The sequence below is a fragment of the Klebsiella sp. C360 genome, from assembly GCF_048822415.1.
Classification (GTDB): Bacteria; Pseudomonadota; Gammaproteobacteria; order Enterobacterales; family Enterobacteriaceae; genus Klebsiella; species Klebsiella quasipneumoniae.
In genome coordinates this window covers 105,258-118,821 of sequence record NZ_JBMEZZ010000003.1, presented here as the reverse complement: position 1 = coordinate 118,821, position 13,564 = coordinate 105,258, and the positions used below count along the sequence as shown (strand labels likewise).

The window sequence follows — 13,564 nt, the reverse complement described above, 5'->3', positions numbered from 1 at the left end:
TGTCGCCATTCGGTCAGTGACTCTTAGTATAGATCCAGATCACATATTTGTCCGTCGAATATTTAGCTTTTCGTGTCAAATAGAATGAATATTTGTCAGCAAACGGAGAATAATGGAGAAAAGATGGAGGCCCGTTTCTTTTTATAAAAACTAAAACGAATTGCCAGAAAAAATAATGTCACTTATTGTTAAATCTAAAACGATCAGGCCGGGAAACCCGGCCTGAAAATATTACATCTTATACCCGAGGGAGAGCGAGGTCCGGCGATCGGTATGCTCCGGCGCAGACGCAGGCGGCTCCGAGTTCCAGGTGACGTTGTACGCCACTTTCAGCGCAAAGTGGGCGTTAATCGCCACGTTTAACGCGCTCTCTGAGTTGACCGTGGTGTCCTCGGCGCCAAACACCGATACCCCTTGAGTAAATTTGGCGTTGTCGGTCATCTGCCAGGCCCAGGTTCCGGAGGCGTAACCCAGCGGCTGAGTGTCGGTATCCCCGTCGGTGTATTCGTCATAGCGGACGCCAGGACCAAATTCAAACCGCAGGCTATGCACTGGTCCGTTGAGGATTTGACGACCATAGCCCGCCGTCAGAACATCGCGCTGCTGGTAGCCGTTGTAGCGGTCGGTTAGCCAACTGCCCTGCCCAAAGACGTAGTTCATATCGGTCAGGTTATAGCGGCTACGGCCACCGACAGCATATTTCTCTGAGGAGCGCTCATCGTTGGACGAGGTGTTGCTGGCGTTGCCCCACAGCGACCAGGCGGTGGTATTGCCATACCAGGTCAGGGTGGAATCGGCCGTCATTGAGGAGTTCTTGGTGTTGCCGGACTGCGCCAGGTAACCTGCGTTGACCACTCCTTCGAACGGTTTTTTGGCAGCGGAAGGGTCATCCATGACGGTAAATACAGAATCATCGGCCATTGCGCCAACAGACGCAAAAAGCCCCCCCGCCAGCATGACCGCTGCGGGTACTGTCTTTAAAAGCTTCATTATAACTCTCTAAAATACATTTTTTAGGACAGTACAAATGATGAACAGGCGTCACTTTGCCGGCTCATTGAATTTAGCGTCCGTACAACATAAAAGAGACCTGTGGGTCCCGGAAACTTTCGCGAGGATCGCGGAGTGCAGGTCCTAAGAAAGGTAGCAAATTATAAAAAAGCACGAATAACATAGCAATCACTTACTCTTTCGTTTTTTGAATAAGACAGCTCCGGAAACAATCTTTATTTCATAATGAAAATACAGACTTCTTTGCAAATCTCTCAGGGACAGCACTTTCCCTCCCTGGATCATCGTGCCATGCTTAAATAAAGTACAGACGCCGTATTAAGGAGGAGAAGGAATGACCAAAATTTATACGCTCACGCTGGCCCCCTCGCTGGATAGCGCCACCCAAACCCCGCAGATCTACCCGGAAGGGAAACTCCGCTGCAGCGCGCCGGTATTTGAACCCGGCGGCGGTGGGATCAACGTCGCCCGCGCCGTGACCTTTCTCGGCGGGAAAGCCACCGCCATTTTCCCTATTGGCGGCGCCACCGGCGAGCACCTTGCCGCCCTGCTGGCCGATGAGCAGGTGCCGGTCGAGACCGTCGAAACCCGCGACTGGACGCGACAGAACCTGCACGTTCACGTAGCCGCCAGCGGCGAACAGTATCGCTTTGTGATGCCCGGCGCCGCGCTGACAGACGATGAATTCCTCCGCCTGGAAGAGAAAGTCCTGACTATCGATCCCGGCTCTCTGCTGGTGATCAGCGGCAGTCTGCCGCCAGGAATCAGCGTCGAAAATCTGATGCAGCTGGTTAAGCATGCGCAACAGCAGGGCCTGCGCTGCATTATCGACAGCTCCGGCGACGCGCTGGCCGCCGCGCTGGACGTCGGCAATATTGAATTAGTGAAGCCAAACCAGAAAGAGCTCAGCGCCCTCGTGCAGCGCGATCTGAGCCAGCCTGATGACGTCCGCCTTGCTGCTCAGTCGTTGATCCAGTCCGGTAAAGTTCGCCGGGTGGTGGTCTCCCTTGGTCCGCAGGGGGCGTTGGGGGTTGACGCCAGCGGCAGTGTTCAGGTGGTGCCGCCGCCAATGAAAAGCCAGAGCACCGTCGGCGCCGGCGACAGCATGGTGGGCGCCATGACCTTACGTCTGGCGGAGAACGCCAGCCTCGAAGACATGGTACGCTTTGGCGTTGCCGCCGGTAGCGCCGCGACCATCAACCAGGGCACCCGCCTCTGCTCGCAGGCCAATACGCAAAAAATCTACGATTATCTCTGCGGGCGTTGATCTCCCCTGCCCCTCCGCGCTGGCGGAGGGGAACCACGATATTTGCAGGATGGTCTATGCTGGAAAGGCCATGCATAACAACGGGGTGTAGAAATGAGCAATGATATTACCGCCTGGGTCGTCAGCGTGAACTTCCACGAACAGGCGCTAACGGAGATCAATGAGGTCAGCAACCATTTTACCCGGGCAGGGTTCGTACTGACGCTCAATGATGAAGAGGGCACTCCCCATGAGCTGGGCACCAATACCTTTGGCCTGCTGAGCGCCCAGGCAGCCGAGGAAGTGAAGGCCCTTAGCGCCGGACTGGCGGAAGCGGCCCTTGGCCGCCCTGCGGAGATCGCCGTCAGCACATTCGCTGAATGGTTAAAAGCTCAATAAGTGCGTTTAGCGCAACGTAAAGCGTCAGTTGTGCGTCAGTTCCAGGTTTACCCGGTAGTAATGCGCTAACCTTATGATATGGTGGAAAACATGGGGAGAGACAGCATGTGGCAAGCAATCAGTACTCTTTTACGCGATTGGCATACCGAAGACGCTGAAATCGAACTGAAAACCGAGCTGCCCGGCGGAGAGATCCATTCCGCCTGGCATTTGCGTTTCGGCGGCAAAGATTACTTCGTGAAATGCGACGAACGGGAACTCCTGCCTATCTTCACCGCCGAGGCCGATCAGCTGGAGCTGCTGTCGCGAAGCAAAACTGTTCGCGTACCGCAGGTCTTTGCCGTCGGCAGCGATCGCGACTACAGCTTCGTGGTCATGGAATACCTCCCTCCCCGTCCGCTGGATGCGCATAACGCTTTCCTGCTTGGCCAGCAGTTAGCCCACCTGCATCAGTGGAGCGATCAGCCGCAGTTCGGTCTGGATTTTGATAACGATCTTTCCACCACGCCGCAGCCCAACGCCTGGCAACGTCGCTGGTCGGTGTTTTTCGCCGAGCAGCGTATCGGCTGGCAGCTGGAGCTGGCGGCGGAGAAAGGGTTGCACTTTGGCGATATCGATACCTTAGTCGATGTGGTACAGCAGCGGCTGGCCAACCATCAGCCGCAACCTTCGCTGCTACACGGGGACCTGTGGTCCGGCAACTGCGCCTTAGGGCCGGATGGCCCCTACATTTTCGACCCGGCCTGCTACTGGGGCGATCGCGAATGTGATTTAGCTATGCTGCCGATGCACTCGGAACAACCCCCGCAGATCTATGACGGTTATCAGTCCGTCTCACCGCTGCCGGCTGGTTTTCTCGAGCGTCAGCCGATCTACCAGCTTTATACCCTGCTGAACCGGGCGATATTGTTCGGTGGCCAGCACCTGGTGACGGTCCAGCAGGCGCTGGACGATGTCTTGATGGAAAAAACGCGTTAGACAAGGTTTACGGCGGACCTCCCCGGTCCGCCGCCCTGCATTATCAGTTAATCTCGACGCCGTTTAGACGGAATTTAATGGTCATCGTCACGCCGGTTCCCGGTCTTGCCTGCTCGTAACGCCATCTGCGCATCGCGCTTTTCACCTCACGCTCAAACATATTCGCCGGCTGGGCGGAGAGGATCTGCAGATTATCAATTCGGCCATCAGGCGTGACGTCAAACTTCACCCGCACCGTTCCTTCAATGCGCAGCGCCTGAGCGCGCGCCGGATAGGTCGGCTGAACGCGGCTGATCGCCCGCGGACCGCTCGGGGCAGTGACGGTGGGTTTGGCCGCTGCGGTGGAGGTGCTCGGCGCGGTGCGCGCTGGCGTCGTATTGTTGTTTTCAAACGGTGAAGCCGGACGCGGCTCCGCTGCCGGTTTGACGTCCCGCTTCGGCTGCTCAACCTTTTTCTCCGGCCTGGGCTTCGGTTTAGGTTTGGGCTTCGGCTTAGGTTCTGGTTTATGGATCACCACCGGCGCCTCTTTCGGCGGCTCCGGGACCACCTCAGGTTCCGGCTCCGGTTCAGGTTCAACAACGGGCTGCACGACGGGTTGCGCCGCCGGGGGCGGCTCAAGATCGGCCGGCGCCACCATCGTGATCTCTATCGGCTGCGTCGGGGAAGGCTGTTCAATAACCTGATGTACCGAGGTATAAAGCAGCCCCGCCACAACGGCACCGTGGATAGCCACGGATAACAGCGTTGGCCACGGGAAGCGGCGAGGTAAATCAAGGGTCATTGCGCTCATAGTCGTTTCTGTTGAAAAATGATGCTCCGATTTTAAATGCAAATAGCAATCATATTCAATAAGCCGTCTTAACCTGAGTCAATTTTTGCCACCATTTGCGGAAAAAAGCCGCGGCGGCGGGGCATTCGACGCCGGGGCGCATCTTTGCATTGCAGTCCATCGTCGTTTAACTTAACGTAATTCGCCTGTTTAATGATAAGGAGCTTTGCCGTGCTTTACGTTATCTACGCTGAAGATATCGCCGATTCTCTGGAAAAGCGGCTCTCGGTTCGCCCCGCGCATCTTGCGCGTCTACAACTTTTACATGATGAAGGTCGGCTGCTTACCGCCGGGCCAATGCCGGCCGTTGACAGCAACGAACCGGGCGCAGCCGGATTCAGCGGCTCAACGGTGATCGCTGAGTTTGAATCGCTGGAAGCGGCTCAGGCCTGGGCTAATGACGATCCGTATATCGCCGCCGGCGTCTACCGCCAGGTCTCTGTTAAACCATATAAGAAGGTATTTTGAAAATACCCTTTTCTTTTTCTGGTTAACGGCAACAACGCACCAGGCCATCAGATGAAAGGGCGCATTTTGCTACATCACATTAAAATGTCGCCCTTTTAACCGCACGCAAGCGTTGTCTGTTATCCGCCTGAGACGCCAGGAAGATGAGCACATCCCTTCTCCTTCGACAACATCATCGACCCTCAACTCGCCTTCTGCGGCCATAGAAATTGCTGACCAAACGTCGACGCCGGGCATGATTTTGAATTGTAAATGTATTGAATCAGTCTGCAACAGAGGTCTTGCATTGGATTTAGCGCTTGCTTTACAAGCCAGCACATCCTGACATCGCCCGGTAAATCCAAAATACAGTTGAAAGAAGATCGTTAAAGAGAGATAGATGCTGACCAACAGATATAAAGGCCTGGAATAAATAAGCATGCATATCCCGTTCCGCAGGTATGGGACCCCATATCACCATCTTACTGCATTCAGAAACGAGGTGGCTTGAAAGTGTCTGAAAATAAACGGAGTGCGCTGATACAGGCATATATCAATATGGAATGAACGTCTAAAAACTACGCAACCAGATTTACGTTGCAGATGATCATTTTTTAAAGTCGATTAATTTCGCTGGGTAAACTTCACGCAGAGTAATTGTAGGGTGATTTTTGGTTGATTAAAAAATTTGAACGGGAATAACAAATGTTTTCAATAAGTGCCACATTTTTTTGGACTACCATTTATGTACCTGACGCTTATGAGGATTTTTAAGTGATTACCCTGAAAAAAACCGCATTGCTTTCTCTGCTTGCCTTATATATTCCTGTGTCACAAGCCGCAGCGACAGAATATAGCCTGGATCCGCAGCATACTTCCGTTGTTATTGCCTGGAACCATTTTGGCTTCTCTAATCCTACAGCGTATATCTCTGATGTTTCAGGGAAACTGTCTTTTGACAAAGACAACCCGGAGCAATCCTCTGTGCACGTCACGCTGCCAGTCAAAACCATTGACACTCACGTCAAAGCGTTAACGGATGAGTTTTTAGGCAAAGAGTACTTCGATGTCAACACGTATCCTGAGGCCACTTTTCAGAGCACCCGGGTGGAAAGTAAAGGCGGCAATAAATATGATGTTGAAGGTAACCTGACCATTAAGGGCATCACCAAACCGGTTGTATTGCATGCCACTTTGAATAAACAGGATATGCATCCGATGGTGAAAAAAAAGGCCATTGGTTTTGATGCCACAGGGGTAATAAAACGTTCAGACTTCAAGCTTGATAAATATGTTCCGGCGGTGAGTGATAACGTGACTATCACGTTATCCACGGAAGCCTATGCCAAATAAATTACCGCCCGCAAAAGCGGTGCGTTTTATTCAGGGTGGGTATCCTGATAGTGAGCATGACATTGAAAAACGATCGACGACCCCACGCCCTGTCCGGACTTCCACACGGCGGTGAATGCCTGTTGCGGAAAAAGGCGTTCTGTCGATAATCCCCCGTCATACCCTGACAGGCATCGCATAGATATTTCAATAGGCGATCTGGCGATGTTAAAAGGGAATGCCGCGCAGAGCGGGAAAACGACAACGGCACCGCGTTCGGTGCCGTTGTTCTGCTCGTTTAACAGTCGGGGAAGATAAACAGCAGAGCATGACGCTGCCGTTTCACCAGTCCCTTCCTGATAGCGAGGATCCGCATATTGCGGCGTGATTGGGCTTCCAGCCAACGCGCTTTACGGCGATTCACCTGTCTCAGCATGCGCCAGCGCCCTACTTCCGTTCTACTACGCTTCATTGCAACGACTCTACGAGTGAAAACAGCCCCCATTATAAACCTCTGCCGGCGACTGACCACCGCTTTCGCTGCGTTTTTATTTGCCAGAAAAATACTGATGCGTAAACTCATCACATAACGTCATTCAAAAGGATTTTACATCTATGACAACCTTTTACACGGTGGTGAACTGGCTGGTCATTCTGGGGTACTGGCTGTTGATCGCCGGTGTAACATTACGAATTCTAATGAAACGCCGCGCTGTGCCGTCCGCCATGGCATGGTTATTGATCATTTATATCCTGCCGCTGGTGGGGATTATCGCCTATCTCTCCTTTGGCGAGCTGCATCTTGGCAAGCGGCGGGCAGAACGCGCGAGGGCGATGTGGCCTTCCACAGCCAAATGGTTAAACGACCTCAAAGCCTGCAAACATATCTTTGCCGAAGATAACAGCCCGGTGGCCGAGTCCCTGTTCAAGCTTTGCGAACGGCGCCAGGGCATTGGCGGCGTAAAAGGCAACCAGCTGCAGTTGCTGACGGAATCTGACGACGTCATGCAGGCCCTGATCCGCGATATTCAACTGGCTCGCCATAACATAGAGATGGTCTTCTATATCTGGCAGCCAGGCGGTATGGCCGACAGCGTCGCCGAATCGCTAATGGCCGCCGCCCGTCGCGGGGTTCACTGCCGGTTAATGCTCGACTCCGCGGGCAGTGTGGCCTTTTTCCGTAGCCCATGGGCGGCGATGATGCGTAACGCCGGCATTGAAGTGGTCGAGGCTCTCAAGGTCAATCTGATGCGTGTGTTTCTGCGCCGGATGGACCTGCGTCAGCATCGTAAAATGGTGATGATCGATAACTATATCGCCTACACCGGCAGCATGAATCTGGTCGATCCCCGCTACTTTAAGCAGGACTCGGGGGTCGGGCAGTGGATTGACCTGATGGCGCGCATGGAAGGCCCGGTGGCGACCTCGATGGGCATCGTCTACTCCTGTGACTGGGAGATCGAGACCGGAAAGCGTATTCTGCCACCGCCGCCGGACGTCAATATCATGCCGTTTGAAGAGGCCAGTGGGCATACCATCCACACGATCGCCTCCGGTCCGGGCTTTCCGGAAGATCTGATCCATCAGGCGCTGCTCACCGCCGCCTACGCGGCGAAAGAGCATTTGATCATGACCACGCCCTACTTCGTACCCAGCGACGACCTGCTGCACGCTATCTGTACCGCCGCCCAGCGCGGCGTGGACGTGAGTATTATTTTACCGCGCAAGAACGATTCGCTGCTGGTGGGCTGGGCCAGCCGGGCCTTTTTCACCGAGCTGCTGGCGGCAGGGGTGAAGATTTACCAGTTTGAAGGCGGCCTGTTGCATACCAAGAGCGTGCTGGTCGATGGCGAACTGAGCCTGGTGGGAACCGTGAATCTGGATATGCGCAGCCTGTGGCTCAATTTTGAAATCACGCTGGTCATCGATGACGCCGGCTTCGGCAGCGATCTGGCGGCGGTTCAGGATGACTATATCTCGCGCTCGCGCCTGCTGGACGCCCGTCTCTGGTTAAAACGTCCGCTGTGGCAGCGGATCGCCGAGCGACTGTTTTACTTCTTCAGCCCGTTGCTGTAAAACGTGCCCATCAGATACCGAATGAGTAGCAATCATGGATATGGATTTAAACAACCGCCTGACCGAAGACGAAACGCTTGAGCAGGCATACGACATCTTCCTCGAACTGGCGGCCGATAACCTCGACCCGGCGGACATCATTCTGTTTAACCTGCAGTTTGAGGAGCGCGGCGGCGCCGAGCTGTTCGACCCATCCGCAGACTGGGAAGAGCATGTGGATTACGATCTGAACCCGGATTTCTTCGCCGAAGTGGTGATTGGCCTGGCGGATACCGACGGCGGGGAAATCAATGATATCTTCGCCCGCGTGCTGCTGTGCCGCGAGAAAGATCACAAACTGTGTCATATTCTGTGGCGTGAATAACGCTGACCCGCCAGTGAAAAGCCTGCCGCGTTCCACCCGGCAGGCTTTTTTTATGCCGAGGGTTTACTTCGGTAAGACATGACCGCAGGCGTGGCAAAACCGGGCGTTATCGTCATGGTCGCCCTGCTGGCACTGCGGGCATACCCGCTGCTGGCGCCGCCGGTTCAGGGCGCTGGTCATATGGGTGGTGATAAGCCCGGTCGGAATGGCAATAATGGAGTAGCCGATCAGGATGAGAATGGAGGCCAGGATGCGGCCCAGCGGCGTGTGCGGCGTAATATCCCCGTAGCCGACGGTGGTGATGGTCACAATGGCCCAATAGACCGAAGCGTTGAGCGTGGTAAAACCATACTCTGGCCCTTCTATCAGGTACATTAACGAGCCGAAAATCACCATCACAATGGCGATAAACGAATAGAACAGGATCAGTTGATGGCGCGCGCTGACAATCGCCCGCCAGAACACATTGAGCGAAGGCATAAAGCGCAACAGTTTGAGAATACGCAACGCGCGGATCGCCCGCATTGCCCGCCAGGCAAAGACATAATTGAGGCTAATTTCCGGCCACAGCCACATCACGTATAGCGGCAGGATGGTCGCTAAGTCAATAAACCCCCAGAAGCTGAAAATGTAGTGGAGCGGATTGGGCCATGTCGCAATACGCAGCAGATACTCCAGGGTAAAGACCGCGGTCACCATCAGCTCCAGCCAGACGAATACATGCCATTCATCTAATGTCAGATGATATTGCGTGCCCAGCCCCGATTCGACAAATATCACCACCACGCTGAGCAAGGCGAAAAGTCCGCACAGCCCTTCGAAGCGGCGGCCGGAACGTCGGTTTTGATCGAAAAGTAAATGATAAAGCCGCAGGCGAGCGGCAGAAAGCATACCCACTTCGTTAACCTCGCAAAAAAAAGGGCTGACCTGCGTCAGCCCCTGAGATTATAACGGGTCTACCTTAAGGCAGGAAACCGCATGGCGGAAACTGCCCTCCAGCACCGGGCGGGTTTTGGCGCACTCCGGTCCGGCGAGCGGACAGCGGGTGCGGAAGACACAGCCCGACGGCGGATTAATCGGCGAGGGTAATTCGCCCTCCAGCAGCTGGATGGTTTTCGTTTTTTCGAGGTCCGGATCGGGGATCGGCACCGCCGACATCAGCGCTTTGGTATAGGGGTGTAGCGGATTATGGTACACCTCATCGTAGGTTCCCAGCTCCACCGCATGGCCCAGATACATCACCAGTACGCGATCGGAGATGTGCTTAACCACCGCCAGATCGTGGGCGATAAATATCAGCGACAGTCCCATTTCACGCTGCAGCTGCTGCAGCAAGTTGACCACCTGAGCCTGGATGGACACATCAAGCGCGGACACCGGCTCATCGCAGATAATCAGCTTCGGCTCGAGGATCAGCGCCCGCGCAATGCCGATGCGCTGACACTGACCGCCAGAGAACTCGTGCGGATAGCGGTTGATCAGGTTAGGCAGCAGCCCGACTTTCATCATCATCGCCTTCACGCGATCGCGCACTTCCTGACGCGGCATCTTCGGATGATAGGTACGCAACGGCTCAGCGATGATTTCTCCGATGGTCATACGCGGGTTCAGCGAGGCCAGCGGATCCTGGAAGATCATCTGGATATCGCTGCGCACGTCGCGCCACTCTTCCTGCTTCATGCCCAGCAGATCTTTACCCAGCCAGGCCACTTTTCCATCGGTAGCCTTCACCAGACCAATGATGGCGCGGGCGAAAGTCGATTTACCGCAGCCGGACTCCCCCACTACGCCGAGGGTCTCACCTTCATAGAGACGCAGCGTCACGCCATCTACGGCTTTCAGCGTTTTCGACGGCTGCCAGAACCACTGTTTGCCATCTTTAATATCGAAATGCACCTTCAGGTCGGCAATTTCGAGCAGGACTTTTCGTTGTTCAGTTACGGCGTTCATAGCAGCTCCCCCACCGGTTTAAAGCAGGCGCGCAGGCGGCCTGGCGCGAACGACTCCAGCGGCGGCGCGCTGCTGCACTGTTCCATTGCGTGCGGACAGCGCGGCTGGAATGGGCAGCCCTTCGGCAAACGCAGCAGGTTTGGCGGGTTGCCCGGAATGGTCAACAACGCATCGCCTTCGGCATCCAGACGAGGAACCGCATTCAACAGCCCAATAGAGTAAGGGTGAGACGGCTGATAGAAGACATCGCGCGCCTGACCATACTCCATGGTGCGGCCCGCGTACATCACCAGCACTTTATCGCAGATCCCCGCCACCACTCCGAGGTCATGGGTGATCATAATGATGGCCGTATTAAATTCGCGTTTCAGCTCATTCAGTAACGTCATGATCTGCGCCTGCACGGTGACGTCCAGGGCGGTGGTCGGCTCATCGGCAATCAGCAGCCGGGGCCGGCAGAGCAGCGCCATGGCAATCATCACGCGCTGCCGCATCCCGCCGGAGAACTCGTGTGGGAACATCTTCATGCGCTTGCGCGCTTCCGGCATTTTTACCGCGTCGAGCATCTTCACCGATTCTTCAAACGCTTCGGCTTTGCTCAGCCCTTTATGCAGCATCAGGACTTCCATTAACTGCTCGCCCACCCGCATATACGGGTTCAGAGAGGTCATCGGATCCTGGAAAATCATCGAGATTTGCTCGGCGCGCAGTTTGTTCAGCTCACGCTCAGGCAAATTGAGGATTTGCCGACCGTTAAAGGTGGCGGAACCCCCGATTCGACCGTTGGCCGCCAGCAGTCCCATCAGGGCGAAGGCGGTCTGCGATTTACCGGAGCCGGACTCCCCGACAATACCGAGCGTCTCCCCCGCCTGCAGGGTGAAGTTCAGATCATTGACGGCGGTGACATCGCCATCCGGCGTTTTAAAGGTGACGCGAAGATCTTTCACGTCCAGCAGCAGGCCGCTGTGGCTCTGCGCTTGCGGCGCTTTTGCCGTTTCAATCATGGTCATGGCAGCGCTCCTTAGCGGTCTTTCGGGTCGAGGGCATCACGCAGACCATCGCCGATAAAGTTGAAACAGAACAGGGTCACCACCAGGAAACCCGCCGGGAACAGCAGCAGCCAGGGCGAGACTTCCATTGAGTTGGCGCCATCGCTGAGCAATGCCCCCCAGCTGCTGAGCGGCTCCTGCGTCCCCAACCCCAGGAAGCTGAGGAAGGATTCAAAGAGGATCATGCTGGGGACCAGCAGCGAGGCGTACACCACCACCACGCCCAGCACATTAGGAACGATATGGCGCAGCACGATGCTCGCTGTGGAGACCCCGCCGACCTGCGCCGCCTCAATAAACTCTTTGCGCTTCAGGCTCAAGGTCTGTCCGCGTACGATACGCGCCATATCCAGCCAGGAGACCATGCCGATAGCGACAAAAATCAACAGGATATTCTGGCCAAAAAAGGTCACCAGCAGGATAACGAAGAACATAAACGGGAAGGAGTTGAGGATCTCCAGCAGACGCATCATCACCGAATCCACTTTGCCGCCGAGATAACCGGAAAGCGAACCGTACAGCGTGCCGAGGATCACCGCCACCAGCGCCGCCGCCACCCCGACCATCAGCGAAATACGCCCGCCGATCGCCACGCGCACCAGCAGATCGCGACCGGAGGAGTCGGTCCCGAAGTAGTGGCCAGAGGCCATGTCCGGGGCGTTGGACATCATGCCCCAGTCGGTGTCGAAATAGGAGAATGACGACACCATCGGCGCTAAGGTCACGAACAGCGCAATAAGCACCAGCATAATCAGGCTGGTGACCGCGGCGCGGTTATGCATAAAGCGGCGACGCGCATCCTGCCAGAGGCTACGCCCCTCCACTTCCAGCTTCTCACTGAAGTTTTCCAGCGCCTCGCTATTTTTCTTACTTAACATCATGGCGAACTCCGGCTTCAGTAGCGAATCTTCGGATCGATAACGGCGTACAGCACGTCAACGATGGCGTTGAACAGGATAGTCAGGGCGCCAACCAGGATCGTCAGGCTGAGCACCAGCGAGTAGTCGCGGTTAAGCGCTCCGTTAACGAACAGCTGACCAATCCCCGGCAGGCCGTAAATGGTTTCAATGACCATTGAGCCCGTAATGATGCCCACGAAAGCCGGTCCCATATAGGAGAGCACCGGCAGCAGCGCCGGCTTCAGCGCATGGCGCAAAATAATGCGGCGCATCGGCAGCCCCTTCGCCCGCGCGGTGCGGATAAAGTTAGAGTGCAGCACTTCAATCATTGAGCCGCGGGTAATACGCGCGATACTGGCGATATAGGCCAGGGAAAGCGCCACCATCGGCAGGATCATAAATTTCAGCGCCCCGCCGTTCCAGCCTCCGCCCGGCAACCAGTGCAGGGTAATGGCAAAGATCATCACCAGCAGAGGCGCCACCACAAAGCTCGGAATAACCACGCCGGTCATGGCTACCCCCATCACCGCATAGTCCCAGCGGGTATTCTGCTTCAAAGCGGCAATAACGCCCGCAGCGACACCGATCACTACCGCCAGCAAAAAGGCGGCGAAGCCCAGTTTCGCGGAAACCGGGAAGCTGGCCGCCACCAGATCGTTGACCGAATAATCTTTGTATTTAAAGGAGGGACCAAAATCGCCATGCGCCAGCTGCTTCAGGTAATTGAAGTACTGCGTCATGATGGGGTCGTTTAAATGGTATTTTGCTTCAATATTCGCCATGACTTCCGGCGGTAGCGTGCGTTCCCCGGTAAAAGGACTTCCCGGAGCCAAACGCATCATGAAGAATGAGATGGTGATAAGAATAAATAGCGTCGGAATCGCTTCCAGACAGCGACGTAAGATAAATTTTAACATTGCCCGTACCTTCTGGCGTGTGCCTTTGCACTGCTCTCAAATAAGACACGATGGAGCGAGCACAGGC

Annotated in this window: 15 protein-coding genes; 7 read left to right on the top strand and 8 right to left on the bottom strand. The window is 55.3% G+C overall.

Annotation, left to right across the window (positions count from 1 at the left end; translation table 11 throughout):
* Positions 1-231 precede the first annotated feature (231 nt).
* Positions 232-990, bottom strand: coding sequence for a DUF481 domain-containing protein (locus ACOI7D_RS09430; RefSeq protein ID WP_004203142.1), 759 nt, complete (start codon positions 988-990; stop codon positions 232-234).
* A 355-nt stretch (positions 991-1,345) separates the two neighbouring features.
* On the opposite strand from ACOI7D_RS09430, the gene pfkB reads away from it, so the two are divergent.
* The 3 genes from pfkB to ACOI7D_RS09415 all read left to right on the top strand — a co-directional run bounded on the left by pfkB (position 1,346) and on the right by ACOI7D_RS09415 (position 3,634).
* A complete protein-coding gene (gene pfkB / locus ACOI7D_RS09425; RefSeq protein WP_281166476.1) occupies positions 1,346-2,278 on the top strand; it encodes a 6-phosphofructokinase II in 933 nt (310 codons plus the stop codon).
* Between the two features lie 93 nt (positions 2,279-2,371).
* Positions 2,372-2,656 (top strand): type V toxin-antitoxin system endoribonuclease antitoxin GhoS, encoded by a 285-nt coding sequence (ghoS, locus tag ACOI7D_RS09420; RefSeq protein WP_023290116.1) that lies wholly within the window; start codon positions 2,372-2,374, stop codon positions 2,654-2,656.
* A gap of 105 nt (positions 2,657-2,761) precedes the next feature.
* The gene (locus tag ACOI7D_RS09415) at positions 2,762-3,634 is read left to right on the top strand and encodes a fructosamine kinase family protein (RefSeq protein WP_109547206.1); all 873 of its coding nucleotides are present in this window, start codon (positions 2,762-2,764) and stop codon (positions 3,632-3,634) included.
* 43 nt (positions 3,635-3,677) lie between these two features.
* Here ACOI7D_RS09415 and tonB read toward each other — a convergent pair whose 3' ends face one another.
* Positions 3,678-4,424 (bottom strand): TonB system transport protein TonB, encoded by a 747-nt coding sequence (gene tonB, locus ACOI7D_RS09410; RefSeq protein ID WP_032428890.1) that lies wholly within the window; start codon positions 4,422-4,424, stop codon positions 3,678-3,680.
* Positions 4,425-4,634: 210 nt separating this feature from the next.
* Between tonB and ACOI7D_RS09405 the strand changes: the two genes are divergently transcribed.
* Together ACOI7D_RS09405 and ACOI7D_RS09400 are read left to right on the top strand one after the other, a co-directional pair.
* The gene (locus tag ACOI7D_RS09405; protein WP_002910042.1) at positions 4,635-4,931 is read left to right on the top strand and encodes a YciI family protein; all 297 of its coding nucleotides are present in this window, start codon (positions 4,635-4,637) and stop codon (positions 4,929-4,931) included.
* A gap of 753 nt (positions 4,932-5,684) precedes the next feature.
* Positions 5,685-6,263 carry a YceI family protein gene (locus tag ACOI7D_RS09400; RefSeq protein ID WP_109547204.1) on the top strand — a complete coding sequence of 193 codons (579 nt, stop codon included), beginning with the start codon at positions 5,685-5,687 and terminating at the stop codon, positions 6,261-6,263.
* A gap of 277 nt (positions 6,264-6,540) precedes the next feature.
* Here the strand turns inward: ACOI7D_RS09400 and ACOI7D_RS09395 are convergent, their stop codons facing one another.
* A complete protein-coding gene (locus tag ACOI7D_RS09395) occupies positions 6,541-6,714 on the bottom strand; it encodes a YciY family protein (protein ID WP_023290120.1) in 174 nt (57 codons plus the stop codon).
* Positions 6,715-6,857: 143 nt separating this feature from the next.
* On the opposite strand from ACOI7D_RS09395, the gene cls reads away from it, so the two are divergent.
* Both cls and ACOI7D_RS09385 read left to right on the top strand, forming a co-directional pair.
* Positions 6,858-8,318: a cardiolipin synthase gene (cls, locus tag ACOI7D_RS09390; protein ID WP_023290121.1), complete on the top strand. Its 1,461-nt coding sequence runs from the start codon at positions 6,858-6,860 to the stop codon at positions 8,316-8,318.
* A 34-nt stretch (positions 8,319-8,352) separates the two neighbouring features.
* Positions 8,353-8,682, top strand: a complete 330-nt coding sequence (locus ACOI7D_RS09385; protein ID WP_002910079.1) for an HI1450 family dsDNA-mimic protein — start codon at positions 8,353-8,355, stop codon at positions 8,680-8,682.
* Positions 8,683-8,745: 63 nt separating this feature from the next.
* Here the strand turns inward: ACOI7D_RS09385 and ACOI7D_RS09380 are convergent, their stop codons facing one another.
* From ACOI7D_RS09380 to oppB, 5 genes are read right to left on the bottom strand one after another with little or no spacing between them, the layout of a single operon-like run.
* On the bottom strand, positions 8,746-9,573 hold the full coding sequence (locus ACOI7D_RS09380) for an ion transporter (RefSeq protein ID WP_050533297.1): 828 nt from the start codon (positions 9,571-9,573) through the stop codon (positions 8,746-8,748).
* 54 nt (positions 9,574-9,627) lie between these two features.
* The gene (oppF, locus tag ACOI7D_RS09375; RefSeq protein ID WP_002910083.1) at positions 9,628-10,632 is read right to left on the bottom strand and encodes a murein tripeptide/oligopeptide ABC transporter ATP-binding protein OppF; all 1,005 of its coding nucleotides are present in this window, start codon (positions 10,630-10,632) and stop codon (positions 9,628-9,630) included.
* The gene (locus tag ACOI7D_RS09370) at positions 10,629-11,642 is read right to left on the bottom strand and encodes an ABC transporter ATP-binding protein (protein ID WP_023290123.1); all 1,014 of its coding nucleotides are present in this window, start codon (positions 11,640-11,642) and stop codon (positions 10,629-10,631) included. The genes oppF and ACOI7D_RS09370 overlap by 4 nt, the downstream gene beginning before the upstream one ends.
* Positions 11,643-11,653: 11 nt before the next feature.
* On the bottom strand, positions 11,654-12,562 hold the full coding sequence (gene oppC, locus ACOI7D_RS09365) for an oligopeptide ABC transporter permease OppC (RefSeq protein WP_061154210.1): 909 nt from the start codon (positions 12,560-12,562) through the stop codon (positions 11,654-11,656).
* 14 nt (positions 12,563-12,576) lie between these two features.
* Positions 12,577-13,497 (bottom strand): oligopeptide ABC transporter permease OppB, encoded by a 921-nt coding sequence (oppB, locus tag ACOI7D_RS09360; RefSeq protein WP_002910089.1) that lies wholly within the window; start codon positions 13,495-13,497, stop codon positions 12,577-12,579.
* Between the last annotated feature and the right edge of the window lie 67 nt (positions 13,498-13,564).

Excerpts from the sequence above, each read along its gene's own strand:
- oppC (WP_061154210.1), bottom strand. The coding sequence starts at position 12,562 with ATGATGTTAAGTAAGAAAAATAGCGAGGCGCTGGAAAACTTCAGTGAG.
- ACOI7D_RS09380 (WP_050533297.1), bottom strand. The coding sequence starts at position 9,573 with ATGCTTTCTGCCGCTCGCCTGCGGCTTTATCATTTACTTTTCGATCAA.
- pfkB (WP_281166476.1), top strand. The coding sequence starts at position 1,346 with ATGACCAAAATTTATACGCTCACGCTGGCCCCCTCGCTGGATAGCGCC.
- ACOI7D_RS09415 (WP_109547206.1), top strand. The coding sequence starts at position 2,762 with ATGTGGCAAGCAATCAGTACTCTTTTACGCGATTGGCATACCGAAGAC.
- oppB (WP_002910089.1), bottom strand. The coding sequence starts at position 13,497 with ATGTTAAAATTTATCTTACGTCGCTGTCTGGAAGCGATTCCGACGCTA.
- oppF (WP_002910083.1), bottom strand. The coding sequence starts at position 10,632 with ATGAACGCCGTAACTGAACAACGAAAAGTCCTGCTCGAAATTGCCGAC.
- cls (WP_023290121.1), top strand. The coding sequence starts at position 6,858 with ATGACAACCTTTTACACGGTGGTGAACTGGCTGGTCATTCTGGGGTAC.
- ACOI7D_RS09370 (WP_023290123.1), bottom strand. The coding sequence starts at position 11,642 with ATGACCATGATTGAAACGGCAAAAGCGCCGCAAGCGCAGAGCCACAGC.
- ACOI7D_RS09385 (WP_002910079.1), top strand. The coding sequence starts at position 8,353 with ATGGATATGGATTTAAACAACCGCCTGACCGAAGACGAAACGCTTGAG.
- tonB (WP_032428890.1), bottom strand. The coding sequence starts at position 4,424 with ATGAGCGCAATGACCCTTGATTTACCTCGCCGCTTCCCGTGGCCAACG.
- ACOI7D_RS09430 (WP_004203142.1), bottom strand. The coding sequence starts at position 990 with ATGAAGCTTTTAAAGACAGTACCCGCAGCGGTCATGCTGGCGGGGGGG.
- ghoS (WP_023290116.1), top strand. The coding sequence starts at position 2,372 with ATGAGCAATGATATTACCGCCTGGGTCGTCAGCGTGAACTTCCACGAA.
- ACOI7D_RS09395 (WP_023290120.1), bottom strand. The coding sequence starts at position 6,714 with ATGAAGCGTAGTAGAACGGAAGTAGGGCGCTGGCGCATGCTGAGACAG.